Consider the following 18,602-nt stretch of genomic DNA (forward strand, 5'->3'; position numbering starts at 1 on the left):
TCCTGTCCCCGCAACCATTCCGATCCAACAAAACCCCCAAGCTCCCGCTTGCCGGGGCTTGCTTGCGTCCAGGGTGCAGGCCGCCGGTGCGTGCATTCACACCATCACGGGCTGCGCCACCCTGCCGCTATCCCCGAACACGCGCAGATAGCGGGCGATCTCGGCGGGATCGCCGGTCGCCTTGGCGGGATTGTCGGACAGCTTGACCGCCGGGCGACCATTGGCGGTCAGGACCTTCGCCACCAGCGAGATCGGCGCGAGCGCCGCCCCGCCAGCTGGGTCGCAGCCGCGGAAATCGTTGGTGAGATTGGTTCCCCAACCGAAACTCGTGCGCACGCGGCCATGGAAGTGGCGATAGGTCCGCTCGATCGTGTCGACATCCATGCCATCAGAGAAGATCAGCAGCCGGGTCGCCGGGTCGACACCGCGCGCGCGCCACCAGGCGATGATCTGCTCGCCGCCCTCGATCGGGGGGCTCGAATCCGGACGAAACCCGGTCCAGTCGGCCAGCCACGCCGGCGCATCCGCCAGAAAGGCCGTCGTCCCGAACGCATCGGGCAGCGCGATCAGCAGATTGCCGTCATATTGCGTCTGCCATTCGGCCAGCACGCGATAGGGAGCGGCGGCCAGGGCGGCGTCGTCCTCGGCGAGCGCGGCGAGCACCATCGGCAGTTCGTGCGCATTGGTGCCGATCGCCTCCAGATCGGCGTCCATCGCCAGGAGGACGTTGGACGAGCCGATGAAGCGGTCGCCCAGCCCCTCCTTCAGCGCCTCGACGCACCAGCGCTGCCACAGGAAACCATGGCGACGACGCGTGCCGAAGTCGGACAGGACGAGGTCGGGGAGGGCCCGCAGGCGCTCCACCTTCTCCCACAGCTTGGCCTTGGCGCGCGCGTAGAGGATGTCGAGCTCGAATCGCCCGCGTCCCTTGAGCGCGGCGCGCGAGCGGAGCTCGTTGACGAATGCGAGCGCCGGGATCTCCCACATGGTGGTGTGAGTCCAGGGGCCGGGAAAGCGCAGCTCGAATTGCCCGTCGACGGCGCGCAACTCATAGTCCGGCAGCCGGAAGTCGGCGAGCCAGCTCAGGAACGCCGGTTCGAACATCCGCTGGCGGCCATAGAAGCTGTTGCCGGCGAGCCAGATCAGCTCCTTCTTGGCGAACCGCAGGCTGCGGGCATGGTCGAGCTGGTCGCGCAGCTCGCGTTCGTCGATATCGTCGGCGAGCCTTACCGTCCTGGTCCGGTTGATGAGCGAGAAGGTCGCCTGCACGTCGGGATGGAGCCGCCAGATCAGCTGGAGCATCAGCAGCTTGTAGAAGTCGGTGTCGAGCAGGCTGCGGACGATGGGGTCGAGCCGCCAGCCATGGTCATAGGTGCGGGTCGCGATGTCGGTGACGGGCATGATGGCTCCTCAGTCGTGACGAGGGGAGGAAGGCAGACGGCGCGTGCGAGGGTCTTCGTCACGCCAGCCGTGGCGGTCCAGGGGCGATGGCGGATCGGGCCGGTCGGCCCCTACGCTGTTCGTGAGCGGCGCCATTAGCCTTGCCCGACATGACGGTAGAGCTCGGCCGGGCGGAAGGAGGCGCCGGTCTCGCGCTCGCCCGTCGCGGCGATCCGGCCGCTGTCGATCAGGCGTCGGCGAAAGGCCGGCTTGTTGAGCGGGCGTCCGAGGATCGCCTCATGGACGTCCTGAAGTGCGCGGAGGGTGAAGCGTTCGGGCAGCAGCGCGAAGGCGACCGGCGACCAGTCGAGTTTGCCGCGCAGCCGCCGGATCGCGAGATCGAGCATGGCGGCATGGTCGAAGGCCAGCGGCACGGGCTCTCCCGCGATCGAGGCCGTGGCGGTTCCGTCCTCGGGCCGATCGATCTGAGCCAGGGCCAGCGCGGCGGCGGTCATGAAGCGCTCGGCGGGCAGCAGGGCGAAATAGGCGGTGCTGACGATCCGCATTCGTGGATCGCGCTCCACCGCCCCGAACGTGTAGAGCTGTTCCAGATAAGCGCCGTCCATCTGCGCCTTGTCGACGAGGACGCGCCGGGCCGCGTCGTCCAGGCTCTCGCCGATGCCGACGAAACCGCCCGGCAAGGCCCAGCTTCCGGCGAAGGGATGATCGCGTCGCCGATGGAGCAACACCGCCGGCGCCCCGTTGACCACGCTGGTCAGGATCAGGTCGACCGCCAGCGACGGGCGCTCGAACCGGTCGGGGTCATAGCTGTCGAGAAAGGCCGCCTCGTCCATGCCGCTACCTTGAATGCGATATGCATGTTACTTATATGCAGCGTAACAATATGGTGCAAGGGTTAATGGGAGGCACGTGATGCGTTTTGCGATTGTCGTGGACATGCAGCGGGATTTCGTGGCGAGCGACGGGGCGCTCCCGGTGCCGGGGGGCGATGCGATCGTTATGCCGCTCGCGGCATGGCTGGCGGGCTTGCGGGCCGAGGACACGGCCGGCGTGCTGTTCACCGCCGACACCCATGTCCCCGCCGTCTACGCCCTGTCCGAGGAAGCCAAGCAGTTTCCGCCCCATTGCGAAGTCGGCACATCTGGATGGGCATTGGTAGTCGATCCAGCCGTCGTCGATCCCGCGATCCCCTGCTATCGCCTGGAGAAGGGCGTGTTCGACATGTGGGCCGAGCCGGGCCTGGTGATGGAGCGGCTCGGCACCGGCGAGCGGATCGACCGCGACGCCTTCTTCGCCGCGCTGCACCGGTCCGGTGTCGGGCAGATCGAGGTGGTCGGCGTCGCCGCCGATTATTGCGTCCGCTGGGCGGTCGAGGGCCTGCTCGCACGCGATTTTCGCGTCACGGTGCCGGCCGCGCTGACCCGGGGGATCGCGCGCCCGATCGAGGCGGTCGCCACCGAGGAGTGGCCCGGCGCGGCCGTCACCATCGGCAAGCATGGCTGATCGCCATTCCGGCGCCGCCCGCGCATCGGCCCCGTCGGGGCGGCAGGGGATGGCGTCGCGGGTCACCGCCCCCCGGCGGTCTTTCGCCCCCGCGACCGCCTGCCGGTCGATCTGAAAGCGGTGGATCGACCGGTCAGGTCGCACCCTCCTCATCGGCACCGGCGGTGAGGGCCGCTTCGATCGCGGTCATGATGGCGGGCGGGCGGGCGAGCAGGGGTTCGGCCGAGGGCGTGACGGCCCAGCCCAGGGTCCGCGTCAGGCCGAAGCCGGCGAGCGACGGCCGCACCACCCCGGCGTGCCGGTGGCCGCGCGGCATGACGGTGATGCCCAGGCCCGCCGCCACCATCTGCAACACCCGCTCGTCATGGGTCGAGCGGAGCGCGAAATGCGGGCGAACGCCGCGTTCGGTGAAATGGCGGCTGGTGTCGGCCAGCGCCTCGCAATGGCGGCGCACGATCATCGTCTCGCCAGCCAGCCGCTCCGCCGCGATCACCGACTCGCCCGCCAGCTCATGGGTCGCGGGCAGGGCGAGCGCATAATCCTCGGTTGCGACGGCATGCTCGACGAAACGGTGGGCGCCGCGTCCGACCAGCGTCAGCGCCAGGTCGATCCGCCCCTTGGCGAGATGGCCGGCGAGTTCGCGCTCGCTGCCGAACATCAGTTCGAAGCGATGCGTCTCGCCCGGCCGGGCCCGGGCGATGGCGGTGGCGATGCGGTCGCTGGCGATGCTCGCCAGCACCCCGAGCCGCAAGGCAGGACGCTCGCCGGGCATCCCGATCGACTGGAGCGCGGCGTTGAACTCGCGCTCGATCCGTCGGGCGTGGACCAGGAAGCGCGCGCCCGCCTCGGTCAGCTCGACCCGCTGGTTGGAGCGGACGAACAGCGCCTGGCCCAGTTCGCGCTCCAGCTTGGCAATTCCGATCGACAGCGTTGGCTGCGAGACGTTGCAGGCTGCCGCCGCGCGCGAGAAATTGCCCTGCTCGACCACGGCGATGACATAGCGAAGCAGATAGCGGTCGAGCATCGTGCATAGATAGGATCAATGCAGTCCCGCCGCGACTTTCAATTTTCGCCGGCGGGCGCGGGGCGGTACAAGGGGGCGACAGGAGAGAGGCATGACCCAGTTCGACTTCGCGCTCGGCGAGACCGCCGACATGATCCGCGACAGCACCGCGCGCTTCGCGGCCGAGCGGATCGCGCCGCTCGCCGCCGAGATCGACGCCCGGGACTGGTTCCCGCGCGAACTCTGGCCCGCAATGGGCGAGCTGGGCCTGCACGGCATCACCGTGGACGAGGCGGACGGTGGCCTGGGCCTGGGCTATTTGGAGCATGTCGTGGCGCAGGAGGAGGTGGCGCGCGCCTCCGCTTCGATCGGGCTCAGCTACGGCGCGCATTCCAACCTCTGCGTGAACCAGATCCGCCGCTGGGCTTCGCCCAAGCAGAAGGCGCGTTACCTGCCGAAGCTGATCTCCGGCGAGCATGTCGGCAGTCTGGCGATGTCGGAGGCCGGGGCGGGGTCCGACGTGGTGTCGATGAAGCTGCGCGCCGAGAAGAAGGGCGACCGCTATATCCTGAACGGCACCAAGTTCTGGATCACCAACGCCCCCTATGCGGATACACTGGTCGTCTACGCCAAGACCGGCGAGGGGTCGAAGGGCATCACCACCTTTCTGATCGAAAAGGATTTCGCCGGCTTTGCGATCGGGCAGAAGATCGACAAGGTCGGGATGCGCGGCTCGCCGACCGCCGAGCTGGTGTTCCAGGACTGCGAGGTGCCGGAAGAGAATGTCATGGGGCCGCTGAACGGCGGCGTCGGCATTCTGATGTCGGGGCTGGATTATGAGCGCACCGTGCTGGCGGGCATCCAGCTCGGCATCATGCAGGCCTGTCTCGACGTGGTGCTGCCCTATGTCCGCGAGCGACAGCAGTTCGGCAAGCCGATCGGCGCGTTCCAGCTGATCCAGGCCAAGGTCGCCGACATGTATGTCGCGCTCAATTCGGCGCGCGCGTACGTCTATGCGGTGGCGAAGGCGTGCGATGCCGGGCGGACGACGCGGTTCGACGCCGCGGGCGCGATCCTGCTGGCGTCGGAAAATGCGATGCGGGTGGCGCTGGAAGCGGTGCAGGCGTTGGGCGGGGCGGGCTATACGCGCGACTGGCCGGTCGAGCGGTTCATGCGCGACGCCAAGCTGCTCGACATCGGCGCCGGCACCAACGAGATCCGCCGGATGCTGATCGGCCGGGAGCTGATCGGGGCATGAGCGGGCCGGTGCTGGACAGCAAGGTCTCGCCCGAGGATGCCGGGTTCCGCGCCAATGCCGCGCACAATCGCGCACTGGTCGAGGCCTTGCGCGCACGCGTCGCGGCGGCGGCGGCGGGCGGGCCGGAGGCGGCGCGCGCCAAGCATGTCGCGCGTGGCAAGCTGCTGCCCCGCGAGCGGGTGGAGCGGCTGCTCGACCCCGGCAGTCCGTTCCTAGAGATCGGGCAATTGGCGGCAAACGGCCTGTATGACGATGCGGTGCCGGGCGCGGGGCTGATCGCCGGCATCGGCCGCGTGTCGGGGCGGCAGGTCATGATCGCCTGCAACGACGCGACGGTGAAAGGCGGCACCTACTATCCGCTGACCGTCAAGAAGCACCTCCGCGCGCAGGAGATCGCGCAGGAGAACCGGCTGCCGAGCGTCTATCTGGTCGACAGCGGCGGCGCGAATCTGCCCAACCAGGCCGAGGTCTTTCCCGACCGCGAGCATTTCGGACGCATCTTCTTCAACCAGGCGACCATGAGCGCGCTCGGCATCCCGCAGATCGCCTGCGTGATGGGCAGTTGCACGGCGGGCGGCGCCTATGTGCCGGCCATGTCGGACGAGACGGTGATCGTGCGCAACCAGGGCACGATCTTCCTCGCCGGCCCGCCGCTGGTGCAGGCGGCGACCGGCGAGGTGATCAGCGCCGAGGATCTGGGCGGCGGCGACCTGCATGGCCGGCGCTCGGGCGTGGTCGATCATGTCGCCGAGGACGACGATCACGCGCTGTCGATCGTGCGCGACATCGTCGCGACCCTGCCGCCGCAGACCGGGGCGGCGCTGAACCGGCAGACGCCCGAGCCGCCCCGCTACGACCCCGCCGAACTCTACGGCATCGTGCCGCAGGACGTGCGCGCGCCCTATGACGTGCGCGAGGTGATCGCACGGATCATCGACGGCTCGGCCTTCCACGAGTTCAAGGCGCTGTACGGCACCACCCTGGTCTGCGGCTTCGCGCATATCTGGGGGATGCCGGTCGCGATCCTGGCGAATAACGGCGTGCTGTTCAGCGAGAGCGCGCTGAAGGGCGCGCATTTCATCGAACTGGCCTGCCAGCGCCAGATCCCACTGCTGTTCCTCCAGAACATCTCGGGCTTCATGGTCGGCGGCAAATACGAGGCGGAAGGGATCGCCAAGAACGGCGCCAAGCTGGTGACGGCGGTCGCGACGGCGCAGGTGCCCAAGGTCACGGTGCTGATCGGTGGCAGCTTCGGAGCGGGCAATTACGGCATGTGCGGCCGCGCCTATCAGCCGCGCTTCCTGTTCAGCTGGCCCAATGCCCGGATCAGCGTGATGGGCGGCGAGCAGGCGGCGAGCGTGCTGGCCACCGTGCACCGCGACGCCGCGACCTGGACGCCCGAGCAGGCCGAAGCATTCAAGGCCCCGGTTCGCGCCAAATATGAGGAGGAGGGCAATCCCTATTACGCCACCGCCCGCTTGTGGGACGACGGCGTGATCGATCCCGCCCAGACCCGTGACGTGCTCGGCCTGGCCTTCGCCGCCGCGCTGAACGCGCCTGTGCCCGAAGCCGCGCGCTTCGGCCTGTTCCGGATGTGACCCGATGATCGCTTCGCTCCTGATCGCCAATCGCGGCGAGATCGCCTGCCGCATCATTCGCACTGCGCGGGCGATGGGCATCCGCACCGTCGCCGTCCATTCGGATGTGGATGCCGACGCGCTGCATGTCCGCATGGCCGATGCCGCCGTCCCGATCGGCGCGGGTCCGGTGCGCGAATCCTATCTGTGCGGGGATCGGATCATCGCCGCCGCGCTGGCCACGGGGGTGGAGGCGATCCATCCGGGCTATGGCTTCCTGTCCGAGAATGCCGGATTCGCGCAGAGCGTGATCGATGCCGGCCTGGTCTGGGTCGGGCCGGACCCCCGGTCGATCACCGCCATGGGGCTGAAGGACGCGGCCAAAGCGCTGATGCAGGCGGCCGGCGTGCCGACGACCCCCGGCTATCTGGGCGAGGACCAGTCGCCCGACCGGCTGGCGGCGGAGGCCGGGACGATCGGCTATCCCGTGCTCATCAAGGCGGTGGCGGGCGGCGGCGGCAAGGGGATGCGCAAGGTCGACGCGCCCGCCGACTTCGTCGAGGCGCTCGCCTCGTGCCGGCGCGAGGCGGCGTCCAGTTTCGGCAACGACCAGGTGCTGCTGGAGAAATGGGTCACCAACCCGCGCCATATCGAGGTGCAGGTGTTCGGCGACCGGCACGGCAACGTCGTCCACCTGTTCGAGCGCGACTGTTCGCTGCAACGCCGCCACCAGAAGGTGATCGAGGAGGCGCCCGCACCCGGCATGGACGACGTCACCCGCGCGGCGATCTGCGAGGCGGCGGTGCGCGCCGCGCGGGCCGTCGATTATGTCGGCGCGGGCACGATCGAATTCATCGCCGACGCCTCGGAGGGGCTGCGCGCCGACCGCATCTGGTTCATGGAGATGAACACCCGGCTCCAGGTCGAGCATCCGGTGACCGAGGCGATCACCGGGCAGGATCTGGTCGAATGGCAGCTCCGCGTCGCCGCGGGCGAGCCCTTGCCGCGCTCGCAAGCCGAGCTGGCGATCACCGGCTGGGCGATGGAGGCGCGGCTCTATGCCGAGGACCCGGCGCGCGGCTTCCTGCCGTCGATCGGCCGGCTCGACCGGTTCGAACTGGGCGAGTCCTGGCGCACCGATACGGGCGTCGAGCGGGGCGCGACCATCTCGCCCTATTACGATCCGATGATCGCCAAGCTGATCGCCTGGGGCCCGGACCGGGAGGCGGCGCGGCGGCGACTGGCGTCGACGCTGGACGGCGCGGCGATCTGGCCGCTCAAGACCAATGCCGGCTTCCTGCTCCGCGCGCTGAACCATCCCGCCTTCGTCGCCGCCGAGCTCGATACCGGTCTGATCGCGCGCGAGGGCGAGGCGCTTGTCCCGCCGGCCGACCCCTCGGCCGCGACCCTCCAGGCGGCGGCGGCGGCGCTTGCCGCGCCGGGGCCGCTCGCCGGCTTCCGCCTCAACGCGCCACCTTGGCGAGAGGGGCGGTTCCTGCTCGACGGCGTGGCGGTGACGGTGCCGCTCGCGCCGACGCCGGACCGCGACCGGCAAGGCGATGGGCTGATCGCCGAACAGGGCCAGGTCTGGCGGCTCCAGCCCTGGCGCGCGGCGGGCGCGGCGGGGGGCGAAGCGGCGGACGGCGCGATCCTGTCGCCCATGCCCGGCCGGATCATCGCCGTCGCGGTGGCGGCGGGCGACCGGGTGACCAGGGGGCAGACGCTGCTGACCGTGGAGGCGATGAAGATGGAGCACAGCCTGGTCGCGCCGTTCGACGGCGAGGTCGCGGCGTTGACGGCGGAGCAGGGCGGGCAGGTGACCGAGGGGTTGCTGCTCGCCCGCATCGCCCGGACCGAGGAGGCGGCCTGATGGCGGGGCGGCCCTATGACGGCTGGAACGTCGGCGACCGGCTGGAGCACGAAATCCGTCGCACGGTGACGGAGACGGACAACCTTCTCTTCTCGACCATGACGCACAATCCGCAGCCCTTGCATATCGACGCCGAGGCGGCGCGGGCCAGCGAGTTCGGGCAGATCCTGGTCAATGGCACCTTCACCTTCGCGTTGATGATCGGCCTGTCGGTCGGCGACACGACGCTCGGCACGCTGATCGCCAATCTGGGCTATGACACGCTGGTCATGCCCAAGCCGGTGTTCCTGGGCGATACGCTGCGCGCCGAGACCGAGGTGGTCGCGCTCAAGCCCAGCCGCTCGCGGCCGGGGGCGGGGATCGTGACCTTCGAGCACCGAATGCGCAATCAGCGCGACGAGATCGTCTGCCAGTGTCTGCGGATGGCCTTGCTGAAGGGGAGCGGCGGGGACGGGGTGAACTGAAGGTCCTTTCCCTGTCGAGGCGAAATCACCGCGGCCGCGTCTATCTTCTCGACACCGGTTCACGCTGTGGCGATCGCATTGTAAAAGACCCGACAAACGAGCGGGTTGGCGCCTGTAGCCCCCCGGAAAGGGAGAGCGATGCGACCGACCCGACGCGAGACGATCGGCCTTGCCGCCGCGACCGGCCTGGCCGCCGCCACTGGTGGCGAGGGCGTAGCCGCGCCCCTTGCGCCTGACGTGCCGATGCTCTGGTATCGCCAGCCCGCCCGATCGTGGACCGAGGCGCTGCCGGTCGGCAACGGCGTGCTGGCGGCGATGGTGTTCGGCGACGCCGCGCAGGAGCGGTTGCAACTGAACGAGGGCACGCTGTGGGCGGGCGGACCCTATGACCCCGTCAATCCGGCGGCGCTCGGCGCACTGCCCGAGGTGCGCAAGCTGGTGTTCGCGGACCGGATCAAGGAGGCGCAGACGCTGGTCGATCGCGCACTGCTCGGCACCCCGCCCAAGCAGATGCCCTATCAGGCGCTGGGCGACCTGACCCTCGACTTTCCGGGCTTGGGCGAGGTGTCAGCCTATCGACGCGACCTCGATCTCGACGCGGCGATAGCCTCGACTCGCTTCCGGACGGGGGCGGGGGAGCATCTCCGCCAGGTGATCGCCTCGCCCGGCGAGCGGGTCATCGCTCTGCGCCTGACCGCGCCGCGGGAGACGCTGTCGGTCGATATCGGGCTGACCTCTCCGCAGGCGGGCGCGACCACCCGCCCGGATGGGGCCGCCGGACTGCTGCTGACCGGTCGTAACGGCGCGTCGCAGGGGGTGGCCGGCGCGATGACCTTCGCTGCGCGGTTGCTGGCGGTGAACGAGGGCGGGCAGGTGAGCGTCGCGCCGGATGGTCGCCTGTCGATCCGCGATGCCGATGCGGTGACGCTGCTGGTCGCGATGGCCACCAGCTTCCATCGGTTCGACGATGTATCGGGCGACCCGCTGGCCGCCACCGCCGGGGCGATCGCGGGCGCGCGGGGGCGGTCCTTCGCCCGGATTGCGGCGGATGCCAGCGCCGCGCACCGTCGCCTGTTCCGCCGCGTATCGATCGATCTTGGCCGCTCCGCCGCCGCATCCCTGCCGACCGACATGCGTATCCGCGCCTCGCAGACGGCGGACGATCCCGCCCTGGCCGCGCTGTATTTCCACTATGGCCGCTATCTGCTGATCGCCTGTTCGCAACCGGGCGGGCAGGCGGCGACGCTGCAAGGCTTGTGGAACGACAGCCTGACGCCGCCCTGGGAGTCGAAATATACGATCAACATCAACACCCAGATGAACTACTGGCCGGCGCAGCCGACCAACCTGGCCGAATGCGTCGAGCCTTTGGTGCGGCTGGTGCGCGAGCTGGCGATCACCGGCGCGCGGACGGCGCGGACCATGTACGGCGCGCGCGGCTGGGTGGCGCATCACAACACCGACATCTGGCGTGCCACTGCGCCGATTGACGGCGCGCCCTGGGGCATGTGGCCGACCGGCGGCGCGTGGCTCTGCACCCATTTGTGGGAGCATTACGACTATGGGCGCGACCGCGCGTTCCTGGCCTCGGTCTATCCGCTGATGGCGGGATCGGCGCGCTTCTTCCTCGACACGCTCCAGACCGATCCGCGCACCGGCGCGCTGGTCACCAATCCCTCGCTCAGCCCGGAGAACGAGCATGGCCATGGCGGCGCGCTCTGTGCCGGGCCGACCATGGACATGGCGATCCTGCGCGACCTGTTCGACCAGACGGCGGCGGCGGCGGCTCTGTTGGGGCAGGACGCCGGGCTGGTCGCGGAGATGCGCGCCGCCCGCGCCCGGCTCGCGCCCTACAAGGTCGGGCGGCAGGGGCAGTTGCAGGAATGGCAGGCGGATTGGGATGCGGATGCGCCCGAGCAGAACCACCGCCACGTCTCGCACCTCTACGGCCTCCACCCCTCGCACCAGATCACGCCTGCGGCGACGCCCGAACTGGCGGCGGCGGCGCGGCGCAGCCTGGAGATCCGCGGCGACCGCGCGACCGGCTGGGCGACGGCGTGGCGGATCAACCTGTGGGCGCGGTTGCGCGAGGGGGATCATGCGCACGACATCCTGCGCTTCCTGCTGGGAGCGGAGCGGACCTATCCCAACATGTTCGACGCCCACCCGCCCTTCCAGATCGACGGCAATTTCGGCGGCACCGCGGCGATCGCCGAGATGCTGATGCAGAGCGTTGGCGACACGATCGACCTGCTCCCGGCGCTGCCCCGCGCCTGGCCGAGCGGCCGCATCACCGGGCTGCGCGCACGGGGCGGGTGCGAGGTCGACCTCGCTTGGGAGAGCGGCCGGCTGGCGCAGGCGACGCTCCGTCCCCGGATCGCGGCGCGGCGCATGGTGCGTGCGCACGGGCGGAGCATGACCGTCGAACTCCAGCCGGGGCGGGTGGTGACGCTCGCCGGCCGCGCCTTCGTCTGAGCCGCGCCATTCGCCTTGCCCCCCGCGCGCTTTCCCGGCAACGAGCGGGCAAACAGGCACGCGAGAGGAGAGTGGCATGGAGACGGTCGGAGTCATCGGGGCGGGGCAGATGGGTGCCGGCATCGCGCAGGTATCGGCGCAGGCCGGCTACCGCGTGCTGCTGTCCGACGTGTCGCGTGACCAGGCGGAGACGGGCAAGGCCGGCATCGCCCGGGCGCTCGACCGGCTCGTCGCCAAGGAGAAGATCGCCGCCGACGCCCGCGATGCCACGCTGGCCCGGATCGAGCCGGTCGCGAGCACCGACGCGATGGGCGAGGCGGCGCTGGTGATCGAGGCGGCAACCGAGCGCGAGGCGATCAAGCGCGCCATCTTCGAATCGGTCGGCAAGGTGCTGGGGCCGGAGGTGATCCTGGCGTCCAACACCTCGTCGATCCCGATCACCCGGCTGGCGCAGGCGACGCCCGATCCGGCGCGCTTCGTCGGCGTGCACTTCTTTAACCCCGTGCCGGTCATGGGGCTGATCGAGCTGATCCGCGGCCTCGCCACCGCCGACGCGACCGTCGCCCGGGTCGAGGCCTATGCCCAGGCGCTCGGCAAGCGGGTGGTGCGCGCCAATGACGCGCCTGGCTTCATCGTCAACCGCGTGCTGATGCCGATGCTCAACGAAGCGTGCTTCGCGCTCGGCGAGGGGGTGGCGACCATTCCAGACATCGACGCCGCCTGCCAGCTCGGCCTCAACCATCCGATGGGGCCGCTGACGCTGGCGGATTTCATCGGGCTCGATACCTGCCTGGAGATCACCCGCGTGCTGTTCGAGGGGACGGGCGACCCGAAGTTCCGGCCCGCGCCGCTGCTGGTCAAATATGTCGAGGCGGGTTGGTACGGCCGCAAGAACGGGCGCGGCTTCTACGACTATACGGGTGCGGAGCCGGTGCCGACGCGCTGACCTGTCGCGGATCGGTCGTCAAAGCGTCACGACGGCGTAACGGCTTTCCTGTCTAGCCAAATGGTTAACAGGGGAGAACCTCATGCGCCGTCCTTCGCTCGCGCCTGCCGCCGTCCTTGCCGTCCTGCTCGCCGCCCCGCCGGCGGGCGCGGCGACGCTCGTGTCCCAGTTCGCCGTGCCGGGCGGCGCCGTGGATCGATCGGGCCTGTCCGGCGCGGGGCAGAACCGCCTCGGCGGCTTCGGCTCCGACCTCAGCTATGATGCCGCGACGGGCACCTTCTACGGCACGACCGATCGCGGACCGGGCGGCGGCGTGCTGTCCTACCAGCCGCGCCTCCAGACCTTCACGCTCGACATCGACCACGCGACCGGCGCGATCCGGGGTTTCGACCTGCAGGCGACGACGCTGTTCACCCAGGCGAACGGCAATCCCTATACCGGCCTGAACCCGACGCTGGCGAGCGGCAGCATGGCGACGCTGGGCGGCTCGCTCGATCCGGAAGGGCTGGCGCGTCTGCCCAACGGGCATGTCCTGGTGTCGGACGAATATGGCCCCTCGGTCATCGAGTTCGACCAGACTGGCCGCGCGGTGCGGACCTTCGCCGTGCCCGCCAATCTGGTGCCGAAGCGCGCCAACGGCAATGTCGACTATACCGGCGACCGCGACACGGTGGCGACCGGTCGCCAGGACAATCGCGGGTTCGAGGGCCTGACGGTCAGCGCCGATGGCAAGACCGCTTATGCGATGCTGCAGGACCCGTTGTTCGAGGAAGGCGCGAACGGCAGCAAGGCCGATGGCCGCTACAGCCGCAACGTCCGCATCGTGCAATATGACGTCGCCACCGGCCAGCCGACCAAGCAATATATCTATCAGCTCGAAAGCCTGTCGGACATCAACAGCCGGATTGACGGCACCGCCCAGGATTTTGAGGCCAAGCATCAGGGCCGTTCGATCGGTATTTCGGCGATCCAGGCGCTGCCCAACGGCACGCTGCTGGTGCTGGAGCGGGACAATCGAGGCCTCGGCGTCGACGACCCTATCGGGGCGAACACCGTTGGCGAAAAGCGGATCTGGCAGATCGACCTGAGCAAGGCGACCGATGTCAGCACCATCAGCCTCAAGGGCACCAACGACCTGCCAGCCGGCGTCACGCCGGTGGCGAAGAGCGCGACGGCCTTTATCGACATCGCCGCCGCGCTGAAGGCGATGGGGCTGACCGTGCCCGAGAAGATCGAGGGCTTCGCCTTCGGCCCGCGCCTGGCGGATGGCAGCTACACGCTGATCGTCGCGACCGACAACGATTATTCGGTCACGCAGAATGGCGGCGGCACGCAGTTCGACGTCTGCACCAGCGGTGTGGGCGGGGCATCGTCGACGGTCGCGCTGGGCGCGGCCTGTCCCGAGGGACAGCATCTGCTCGACAGCTATCTCTACAGCTTCCGGCTGAGCGAAGCGGAATATGCCAGCCTGGCGGGCGTGGTGCCGGAGCCGGCGACCTGGGCGACGATGACGCTGGGCTTCGGCCTGATCGGCGCGGCTGCGCGGCGTCGGCGGCGCCGCGGGGCGGCGGTCACCGCCTGATTGCCGGGCTTTGGCTTGTCAGGGGTAAAGCCAAGGCCCGCACTCCCCTTACAGTCAATCGTTGCGGAACTGTTCATTTTGTCCAAAACTCCGCACTCTCCCCCGGACGGAGGCCGGGGTCCAGTTACGGAGCGGGGGTGATAAGCAACCAGCGCCTCCCAATTGGACCCTGGCCTCCGCCGGGGTGGCGAGGTGGATTGGCAACAATCGCCTCACGGGAACGGGCTCGGGCACATGCCGATTTGCGCGGCCGGCTGTGGCTATTCTATTCCACCCCGGTTTCCCGTCAGTCCGCGAACAGCAGGACCGGTGTCTCCAGCAGCTTCTTGAGCGCCTGGACATAGCTGGCGGCGTCCCAGCCATCGACGACGCGGTGGTCGCAGCTGATCGACAGGTTCATCAGCTTGGCGCGGACGATCGCATCGCCCCGGAAGACGGGGCGCTCGACGATCTTGTTGGGACCGATGATCGCCACTTCGGGGCGGTTGATGACCGGCGTGGTCGCGATGCCGCCGAGCGGACCCAGCGAGGTGACGGTGATGGTGCCGCCGCCCAATTCCTCCGGCTTGAGCTTGGCGGCCCGCGCCGCTTCCGCCAGCCGGCTGATCTCGGTGGCGAGCTGCCAGACGTTGCGGTCCTGCGCGTCGCGGATCACCGGCACGGTCAGGCCGGCATCGGTCTGCGTCGCCATGCCCAGATGGACCCGGCCGGAGCGGGTGACCACGCCCGCCTCGTCGTCATAGCGGGCGTTGAGCATCGGGAAGTCGGGCAGGGTGCGGCAGATGGCGACGATCATCAGCGGCAGCATGGTCAGCTTGGGCCGGCCGCCCCGATTGGCGTTCAGCTCGGCGCGGACGCGCTCCAGCTCGGTCACGTCGATCTCGTCGACATAGGTGAAATGCGGGATGTGGCGCTTGGCGGCGGCCATGTTCTCGGCGATGCGGCGGCGCATCCCGATGACGCGCACCTGCTGGTCGTCGCGCGCGCGGCTGGCGCCGGGGGCGGCATAGCCTTGGGACCCGTGGTAGCGCAGATAGGCGTCGAGGTCGGCATGGCGGACGCGGTCGCCGTCCGTCTTCACCTGGGCCAGATCGATGCCCAGGTCGCGGGCGCGGGCGCGGACCGCCGGGGAGGCGAGGACGGGCGCGGCCGGATCATGCGGCGCGGGGGCCGGCTCGCGCTGCGCCTCGGCGGCCGGCGCGGGTGGCGGCCCCTCTGTCGCGGGGGCGGGGGTGGGGGCGGGCGCTGGCGCGGTCGCCTGCTCGACGCCGGGATTCTCCGCGTCCAGCGCCGGTTGTTCAGTGGCGGGGGAGGCGGATTCCGTTCCCGCGACCTCGCCCTCGGTCTCGATCACCACCAGCGCCGCGCCGATCGCGACCTGGTCGCCGACCGCGCCGGCCAGTTCGACCACGGTGCCGGCGACGGGCGACTCCATCTCCACGGTCGCCTTGTCGGTCATCATGTCGGCGATGTTCTGGTCTTCCTCGACCCGGTCGCCGACCGCGACGTGCCAGGCGACGATCTCCGCCTCGGCGATGCCCTCGCCGATATCGGGCAGGCGGAAGGTGAAGCGAGCCATCAGAAATCTCCGTGGAGGGCGGCCGGGGGCACGGCAGCGGACTGGAACAGGTGGGGGGCGGGCATCACGCGTTGCTCATGATCTTCTTGAGCGCCTGACCGATCCGCACGGGGCCGGGGAAATAGGCCCATTCCAGGCTGTGCGGATAGGGCGTGTCGAAGCCGGTGACCCGCTCGATCGGCGCCTCCAGATGATAGAAGCAGCGTTCCTGCACCAGCGCCGACAGCTCCGCGCCGAAGCCCGAGGTCCGCGTCGCCTCGTGCACGATCATGCAGCGGCCAGTCTTCTTCACCGATTCCTCGATCGTCTCGATGTCGAGCGGCACCAGCGTGCGCAGGTCGATGATCTCGGCATCGACCCCGGCGTCCTCCACCACCGCGCGGCAGACATGGACCATGGTGCCATAGGCCAGGATGGTCAGCGCCTCGCCCGGCCGGACGATCGCCGCCTTGCCAAGCGGAATCCGGTAATAACCCTCGGGCACCGCGCCGCCGGGATGTTTCGACCAATTCTCCGCCGGCCGGTCCCAATGGCCGTTGAACGGGCCGTTATAGATCCGCTTCGGCTCGAAGAAGATGACCGGGTCATTGTCCTCGATCGATGCGATCAGCAGCCCCTTGGCGTCGTACGGCGTGGACGGGATCACGGTCTTCACGCCCGAGACGTGGGTGAAGATCCCCTCGGGCGATTGCGAATGCGTCTGCCCGCCGAAGATGCCGCCGCCGAACGGCGAGCGCACCGTCATCGGCGCGATGAATTCGCCCGCCGAGCGATAGCGCAACCGGGCCGCCTCCGAGACGAGCTGGTCCAGGGCGGGATAGATATAGTCGGCGAACTGGATTTCCGGCACCGGGCGCAGGCCATAGGCACCCATGCCGACCGCGACGCCGATGATGCCGCATTCGGTGATCGGCGTGTCGAAGACGCGGGTCTTGCCATATTTGGCCTGCAGTCCGGCGGTGGCGCGGAACACGCCGCCGAAATAGCCGACATCCTCGCCCATCACGACCACGTCCGGGTCGCGGTCCATCATCAGGTCAAGCGCGGAATTGATTGCCTGGATCATGTTCATGCGGAGGGTGTCGGCGGCCGGATCGGCCGGCTGTGCGGTGGCGGCGGTGTCGGTCATGATGGCAAGCCCATGCGGAACAACGGAGTCCTCCTCGGCGAGGGGAGGGAAACCAGCGAAGCTGGCGGAGGGGTGGAGCGGGTCGCGAGGCGCTGCGCCATCACTTGCGCGCCCAGGGCCGGCCGGAGGCGGCTTCCTCGGCCATCATCTGCGCGCGCTGTTCGCGCAGGTGCCAAGGCATCTCCTCGAACACGCCGTCGAACAGCGAGTCGAGCGGCTGGTGCAGGCCGTGGCCGAGGATGCCGTTCGCCTCCGCCGCCTTCTGCGCGGCGCGGACCTCCTCGGCGCATTCCTTGTCCTGCGCGGCGTGGCGTTCCTCGTCCCACTCGCCGATCGTGACCAGGTGATCCTTCAGCCGGCAAATCGGGTCGCCGAGCGGCCAGGCGGTCGGCTCGCCCGCCGAGCGATATTGCGACGGGTCGTCCGATGTCGAATGGCCCTCGGCCCGATAGGTGAAATGCTCGATAAGCGTCGGGCCCTGGTTGGTCCGCGCGCGCTCCGCCGCCCATTGCGTCGCGGCATAGACGGCGAGCGCGTCATTGCCGTCGACGCGCAGGCCCGCGATGCCATAGCCGACCGCGCGCGCCGCGAAGGTGGTCGACTCCGCCCCGGCGAAGCCGGAAAAGCTGGAGATCGCCCATTGGTTGTTGACGACGTTCATGACCACCGGCGCGCGGTAGACCGCGGCGAAGGTGCAGGCGTTGTGGAAATCGCCCTCGGCGGTCGATCCCTCGCCGCACCAGACGGCGGCGATCCGGGTATCCCCCTTGGCGGCCGAGGCCATCGCCCAGCCCACCGCCTGCGGATATTGGGTGGTGAGATTGCCCGAGATGGAGAAGAAGCCGGCCTCGCGCGCCGAATACATGATGGGCAGCTGCTTGCCCTGCAACCGGTCGGCGGTGTTCGAATAGATCTGGTTCATCATGTCGACCAGCGGCCAGTCGCGCACGATCAGCAGCCCTTGCTGGCGATAGGACGGGAAGCACATGTCCTCATAGTCCAGCGCATGCGCCGCAGCCACCGCCACCGCCTCTTCGCCCAGCGCCTTCATGTAGAAGCTGGTCTTGCCTTGCCGCTGCGCGCGGAACATGCGGTCGTCGAAGGCGCGCAGGCGAACCATATTGCGCAAAATGCGGCGCAGCACGTCCGGCGACAGGCGCGGGTTCCACGGGCCGACCGCCTGGTGGTCGTCGTCCAGCACGCGTACCAGCGTATAGGCCAGGTCGGGGAAGTCGGCGGCCAGCGCGGCCGTGTCGGGCCGGCGCGCGGCGCCCGCGGGGGGGATGTCGACGGCGGTGAAATCCACCGCGTCGCCGGGGCGGAATTTGGGTTCCGGCACGTGCAGCGACAAGCGCGGCAGGTTCGTCGGCAGCTCGTCGCGAGGCTCTTCGGCCACGATCATCTCTCCGGTTTGGCCGCGGTCAGGTCCGCGTGTCACGTTGGAATATGCTTTTGCGCGCCTGTTATAAAATTTCAAGCGGTGATCGTCGCCACCAGGCAGGCATGACGCAAATGCGCGGCTTTCGCCGGCGTGTCTACGCTATGTTAGGAACCCGTCGATATTCGTCCGAGCGAACGGAGTATCGCGAATGTACATGGAGGTGATCACCGCCGCACGACCGTCCAGCGGCCGGGTCGCGCGGGTCGCCATTGGCGTACCGGTGCTGCTGGTTGCAGGCGTGGCGATGATCCCCTGGCTGGCCGGCAATGGGCTGATCGCAGGCGCGGTGCTGGCGGGGCGGACTGTCACCAGGCTGCCACGCCTGATGGCCCAAGCGATCGACTATACGGGAGAGATCGCGATCGGGCGGTGAC

The 18,602-nt window shown here is 69.3% G+C and carries 15 protein-coding genes; 9 read left to right on the forward strand and 6 right to left on the reverse strand.

The genetic code is table 11. From position 1 onward, the window contains the following. Window positions 1-96 precede the first annotated feature (96 nt). Both pncB and GGQ96_RS07655 read right to left on the reverse strand, forming a co-directional pair. Window positions 97-1,401 (reverse strand): nicotinate phosphoribosyltransferase, encoded by a 1,305-nt coding sequence (gene pncB / locus GGQ96_RS07650; protein ID WP_184113273.1) that lies wholly within the window; start codon window positions 1,399-1,401, stop codon window positions 97-99. A gap of 134 nt (window positions 1,402-1,535) precedes the next feature. Further along, window positions 1,536-2,234 carry an NUDIX hydrolase gene (locus GGQ96_RS07655; protein WP_184113275.1) on the reverse strand — a complete coding sequence of 233 codons (699 nt, stop codon included), beginning with the start codon at window positions 2,232-2,234 and terminating at the stop codon, window positions 1,536-1,538. A gap of 79 nt (window positions 2,235-2,313) precedes the next feature. On the opposite strand from GGQ96_RS07655, the gene GGQ96_RS07660 reads away from it, so the two are divergent. Then, window positions 2,314-2,904, forward strand: a complete 591-nt coding sequence (locus GGQ96_RS07660; RefSeq protein WP_246360326.1) for a cysteine hydrolase family protein — start codon at window positions 2,314-2,316, stop codon at window positions 2,902-2,904. Between the two features lie 133 nt (window positions 2,905-3,037). Here the strand turns inward: GGQ96_RS07660 and GGQ96_RS07665 are convergent, their stop codons facing one another. Next, complete coding sequence (locus tag GGQ96_RS07665; protein WP_184113279.1) at window positions 3,038-3,928, reverse strand: LysR family transcriptional regulator; 891 nt, start codon at window positions 3,926-3,928, stop codon at window positions 3,038-3,040. Between the two features lie 91 nt (window positions 3,929-4,019). Here GGQ96_RS07665 and GGQ96_RS07670 point away from each other — a divergent pair, with 91 nt between their 5' ends. From GGQ96_RS07670 to GGQ96_RS21365, 7 genes are all read left to right on the forward strand, one after another. Next, on the forward strand, window positions 4,020-5,165 hold the full coding sequence (locus GGQ96_RS07670) for an isovaleryl-CoA dehydrogenase (protein WP_184113281.1): 1,146 nt from the start codon (window positions 4,020-4,022) through the stop codon (window positions 5,163-5,165). Further along, window positions 5,162-6,763 carry a carboxyl transferase domain-containing protein gene (locus GGQ96_RS07675; protein ID WP_184113283.1) on the forward strand — a complete coding sequence of 534 codons (1,602 nt, stop codon included), beginning with the start codon at window positions 5,162-5,164 and terminating at the stop codon, window positions 6,761-6,763. The genes GGQ96_RS07670 and GGQ96_RS07675 overlap by 4 nt, the downstream gene beginning before the upstream one ends. Before the next feature lie 4 nt (window positions 6,764-6,767). Further along, window positions 6,768-8,612, forward strand: coding sequence for an acetyl/propionyl/methylcrotonyl-CoA carboxylase subunit alpha (locus GGQ96_RS07680; protein ID WP_184113285.1), 1,845 nt, complete (start codon window positions 6,768-6,770; stop codon window positions 8,610-8,612). Next, window positions 8,612-9,076, forward strand: coding sequence for a MaoC family dehydratase (locus GGQ96_RS07685; RefSeq protein ID WP_184113287.1), 465 nt, complete (start codon window positions 8,612-8,614; stop codon window positions 9,074-9,076). The genes GGQ96_RS07680 and GGQ96_RS07685 overlap by 1 nt, the downstream gene beginning before the upstream one ends. A 138-nt stretch (window positions 9,077-9,214) precedes the next feature. Beyond that, window positions 9,215-11,551, forward strand: coding sequence for a glycoside hydrolase family 95 protein (locus GGQ96_RS07690; protein ID WP_184113289.1), 2,337 nt, complete (start codon window positions 9,215-9,217; stop codon window positions 11,549-11,551). 76 nt (window positions 11,552-11,627) lie between these two features. Further along, window positions 11,628-12,497 (forward strand): 3-hydroxybutyryl-CoA dehydrogenase, encoded by an 870-nt coding sequence (locus GGQ96_RS07695; RefSeq protein WP_184113291.1) that lies wholly within the window; start codon window positions 11,628-11,630, stop codon window positions 12,495-12,497. Between the two features lie 82 nt (window positions 12,498-12,579). Continuing rightward, window positions 12,580-14,079, forward strand: coding sequence for an esterase-like activity of phytase family protein (locus GGQ96_RS21365; RefSeq protein WP_184114142.1), 1,500 nt, complete (start codon window positions 12,580-12,582; stop codon window positions 14,077-14,079). A 286-nt stretch (window positions 14,080-14,365) separates the two neighbouring features. On the opposite strand, the gene GGQ96_RS07705 is transcribed toward GGQ96_RS21365, so the two are convergent. The 3 genes from GGQ96_RS07705 to GGQ96_RS07715 all read right to left on the reverse strand — a co-directional run bounded on the left by GGQ96_RS07705 (window position 14,366) and on the right by GGQ96_RS07715 (window position 18,189). Beyond that, window positions 14,366-15,658: a dihydrolipoamide acetyltransferase family protein gene (locus GGQ96_RS07705; RefSeq protein WP_184113293.1), complete on the reverse strand. Its 1,293-nt coding sequence runs from the start codon at window positions 15,656-15,658 to the stop codon at window positions 14,366-14,368. Window positions 15,659-15,722: 64 nt separating this feature from the next. Further along, complete coding sequence (locus tag GGQ96_RS07710; protein WP_184114144.1) at window positions 15,723-16,730, reverse strand: alpha-ketoacid dehydrogenase subunit beta; 1,008 nt, start codon at window positions 16,728-16,730, stop codon at window positions 15,723-15,725. A gap of 157 nt (window positions 16,731-16,887) precedes the next feature. Continuing rightward, on the reverse strand, window positions 16,888-18,189 hold the full coding sequence (locus tag GGQ96_RS07715; RefSeq protein WP_184113295.1) for a 3-methyl-2-oxobutanoate dehydrogenase (2-methylpropanoyl-transferring) subunit alpha: 1,302 nt from the start codon (window positions 18,187-18,189) through the stop codon (window positions 16,888-16,890). 187 nt (window positions 18,190-18,376) lie between these two features. Here GGQ96_RS07715 and GGQ96_RS07720 point away from each other — a divergent pair, with 187 nt between their 5' ends. Continuing rightward, entirely contained in the window at window positions 18,377-18,601 is a 225-nt protein-coding gene (locus tag GGQ96_RS07720) for a hypothetical protein (protein WP_184113297.1), read from the forward strand. Window position 18,602: the final 1 nt, after the last annotated feature.

Origin of the sequence: Sphingomonas abaci (assembly GCF_014199625.1) — a bacterium.
In the GTDB taxonomy this organism is placed as follows: Bacteria; Pseudomonadota; Alphaproteobacteria; order Sphingomonadales; family Sphingomonadaceae; genus Sphingomonas; species Sphingomonas abaci.

What these genes read in the sequence shown, in the direction of transcription:
- pncB (WP_184113273.1), bottom strand. Translation starts at nt 1,401, where the DNA reads ATGCCCGTCACCGACATCGCGACCCGCACCTATGACCATGGCTGGCGG.
- GGQ96_RS07655 (WP_184113275.1), bottom strand. Translation starts at nt 2,234, where the DNA reads ATGGACGAGGCGGCCTTTCTCGACAGCTATGACCCCGACCGGTTCGAG.
- GGQ96_RS07660 (WP_246360326.1), top strand. Translation starts at nt 2,314, where the DNA reads ATGCGTTTTGCGATTGTCGTGGACATGCAGCGGGATTTCGTGGCGAGC.
- GGQ96_RS07665 (WP_184113279.1), bottom strand. Translation starts at nt 3,928, where the DNA reads ATGCTCGACCGCTATCTGCTTCGCTATGTCATCGCCGTGGTCGAGCAG.
- GGQ96_RS07670 (WP_184113281.1), top strand. Translation starts at nt 4,020, where the DNA reads ATGACCCAGTTCGACTTCGCGCTCGGCGAGACCGCCGACATGATCCGC.
- GGQ96_RS07675 (WP_184113283.1), top strand. Translation starts at nt 5,162, where the DNA reads ATGAGCGGGCCGGTGCTGGACAGCAAGGTCTCGCCCGAGGATGCCGGG.
- GGQ96_RS07680 (WP_184113285.1), top strand. Translation starts at nt 6,768, where the DNA reads ATGATCGCTTCGCTCCTGATCGCCAATCGCGGCGAGATCGCCTGCCGC.
- GGQ96_RS07685 (WP_184113287.1), top strand. Translation starts at nt 8,612, where the DNA reads ATGGCGGGGCGGCCCTATGACGGCTGGAACGTCGGCGACCGGCTGGAG.
- GGQ96_RS07690 (WP_184113289.1), top strand. Translation starts at nt 9,215, where the DNA reads ATGCGACCGACCCGACGCGAGACGATCGGCCTTGCCGCCGCGACCGGC.
- GGQ96_RS07695 (WP_184113291.1), top strand. Translation starts at nt 11,628, where the DNA reads ATGGAGACGGTCGGAGTCATCGGGGCGGGGCAGATGGGTGCCGGCATC.
- GGQ96_RS21365 (WP_184114142.1), top strand. Translation starts at nt 12,580, where the DNA reads ATGCGCCGTCCTTCGCTCGCGCCTGCCGCCGTCCTTGCCGTCCTGCTC.
- GGQ96_RS07705 (WP_184113293.1), bottom strand. Translation starts at nt 15,658, where the DNA reads ATGGCTCGCTTCACCTTCCGCCTGCCCGATATCGGCGAGGGCATCGCC.
- GGQ96_RS07710 (WP_184114144.1), bottom strand. Translation starts at nt 16,730, where the DNA reads ATGAACATGATCCAGGCAATCAATTCCGCGCTTGACCTGATGATGGAC.
- GGQ96_RS07715 (WP_184113295.1), bottom strand. Translation starts at nt 18,189, where the DNA reads ATGATCGTGGCCGAAGAGCCTCGCGACGAGCTGCCGACGAACCTGCCG.
- GGQ96_RS07720 (WP_184113297.1), top strand. Translation starts at nt 18,377, where the DNA reads ATGTACATGGAGGTGATCACCGCCGCACGACCGTCCAGCGGCCGGGTC.